The 1,945-nt window shown below is 50.0% G+C and carries 3 protein-coding genes and 1 pseudogene; 2 read left to right on the top strand and 2 right to left on the bottom strand.

Going from position 1 to position 1,945, the window contains the following annotated elements:
* The coding region (locus FFS57_RS25640) for a hypothetical protein (protein ID WP_212749181.1) at positions 1-262 on the top strand (262 nt) is incomplete at its 5' end.
* On the top strand, positions 211-537 hold the full coding sequence (locus tag FFS57_RS24755; RefSeq protein WP_137940489.1) for a hypothetical protein: 327 nt from the start codon (positions 211-213) through the stop codon (positions 535-537). The genes FFS57_RS25640 and FFS57_RS24755, both read left to right, overlap by 52 nt.
* 103 nt (positions 538-640) lie before the next feature.
* Here FFS57_RS24755 and FFS57_RS24750 read toward each other — a convergent pair whose 3' ends face one another.
* Together FFS57_RS24750 and FFS57_RS24745 are read right to left on the bottom strand one after the other, a co-directional pair.
* Positions 641-1,252, bottom strand: a complete 612-nt coding sequence (locus FFS57_RS24750) for a C80 family cysteine peptidase (protein ID WP_171014209.1) — start codon at positions 1,250-1,252, stop codon at positions 641-643.
* Positions 1,253-1,843: 591 nt separating this feature from the next.
* A pseudogene (locus tag FFS57_RS24745) lies at positions 1,844-1,945 on the bottom strand (IS5/IS1182 family transposase); the annotation flags it as partial.

Raw genomic sequence — 1,945 nt, 5'->3', positions numbered from 1 at the left:
GCGGCGGAACTGGCTGAAAGGCACCGATGGCGATGCGTTCCATGCGCTGCTGCGGACACAACCTGCGCATGATCCTGCGGAAGCTACGGCTTCTTTTGGCCTTGATCGCAGTCAAATCAATGCCGCCATTGATCCCAGTGGCCTGGACTTGGCGCCGACTCCAGCCCGGACATTGCTGATTGTCGATTTATTCAGGCCGGACTGTACAACATGGCAATCAGCGAGTGTAACGCCTGCTCATTGGTCATTGCGGTTACCCTAGGTCGGCGAATGGTGGGTATGCTGATTGTTGCCTATCCAACAAATCGCAGTTACCGTGGCGAAAAGTTGTGTTGTGATAATGATGGAGGTGTTGTGGTGCTAGAGAAAATGACTGCGCGGCAATTGAATGCGCTGGCGTTGATTGGAATAGGGGTTTTGCTGTTGTCGGTTGCACGATTCAGCGGTGGCTATGTTGTGGTCGTTACATCGGCAGGTGGGTTGAGCTGTTTGGCACTGGGCATATACCGGTATTGCTCACCCAAGCCGAACAAGTGATGCTGTCTAATGCGTGGGCAGTGGCTGTGGCATAAATCGATGCCCAGATGAGCTTCCGCGCTCCCGAAGTCGATTTATGCCACAGTGTCGCGATAAGGTGTCGTTATCCTTCCATGTCCACATCACCCGGTCGCAAATTGATGATCACCTGATCGTTGTTATTCCATGTCAACAAGTATTTGGTATTGTCCCCTTGGTGTTGATAGGCCTCACCAAAGGTGCCGTAGCTAAAACGCGTTTCCTTCTGCCCATGCTTGTTAACAATCATCGTTGCTGGACGCGCTGTTACATCGGCAATGACTGCGTGGTGCGCTCTGAGGCTTCGGTGAAACTCCGCAGCGAAGCTATCATATAGATTGGCAGCCTCTGGTTGCCGAGTCGGATTGCCCGCAGCATAACAAATGGTCAGGCTGATTTTTTTGATCCTTTTTACGCCTGGCGCTGCTTTCTCAGCAATAAATTTAGCAAGCACCCGTCCATTTTTACCGGCGCAGGAAACACCATTCAGATCGCCGTGTCCCACAATCTGGATCCGTGAATTTTCTGTCAATGCACCCAATCCCGCACTTGCTATTAGCGTTGGGGTCTTGTTCGCAATGTCATATTCCACCAGTTCGGAGTTTTGACGATGCTTTTCATACAGGTATTTTCCAAAATTCCGTAGATTATCGGGTGGCGACACCATCACAATAATCAACTGTTTATCGTAGTTCATAGGGGACTTTACTTATTTAACATTCACCATGGTGAATGTATAGGTTTGGATTGATTTTTTGAAAACGTTTTCAACTTTGCTTTCAAATTTTATTATCGCTATATGATGTGCATTTCACAATTAATTGTTATTTTCCGCATATGGTAAGCAATTGGTTTATATAAAATTCATTCCACATGAAATACCATGGGTGAATCTGAGGACCGGCTGGCGATAAACGCCTGTTCCGCTTCGGACAGTATACTCAGCTTTGCGCCGCTTCACACAGGCGATAAGCGTCGATGGGTTGCACAACATGAGGCCTGGCCGGATCGTCACCGTGACTGGGATTCGGGGAAGTTATGACTACTGATCCCCAGGACGTCATCACCCCCATGATAACTTTGCAGCCGATCCATGACGGCGGTCCGTAATCGCGCCACGGCCAGAGGATGACTGTGCCGCGACACCTGGTGATAGGCCTGGATCGCGCCGACCGTGATATGGAGATGCAGTCGGTCATGTTCACCCCCCCTTGTTCCCAGGTCACAATGGGAGCAGACCTCCGCCTGCCACGCATGCGCACATTACAGCAATGTGTTTAGAGCCTGTTCAAAGTCTTTTGAGCAATAGAGCCAAGAAGGCGAGATGGATGAACTGCAAGCTGGTATTCAACTGCCGCTCACAGTTCTTCCACAGCCGCCGATGTTTTTC

Origin of the sequence: Chitinivorax sp. B (genome assembly GCF_005503445.1) — a bacterium.
In the GTDB taxonomy this organism is placed as follows: domain Bacteria; phylum Pseudomonadota; class Gammaproteobacteria; order Burkholderiales; family SCOH01; genus Chitinivorax.
The sequence above is the reverse complement of the archived record's forward strand: the minus strand, read 5'-3'. Positions and strand labels throughout refer to the sequence as shown.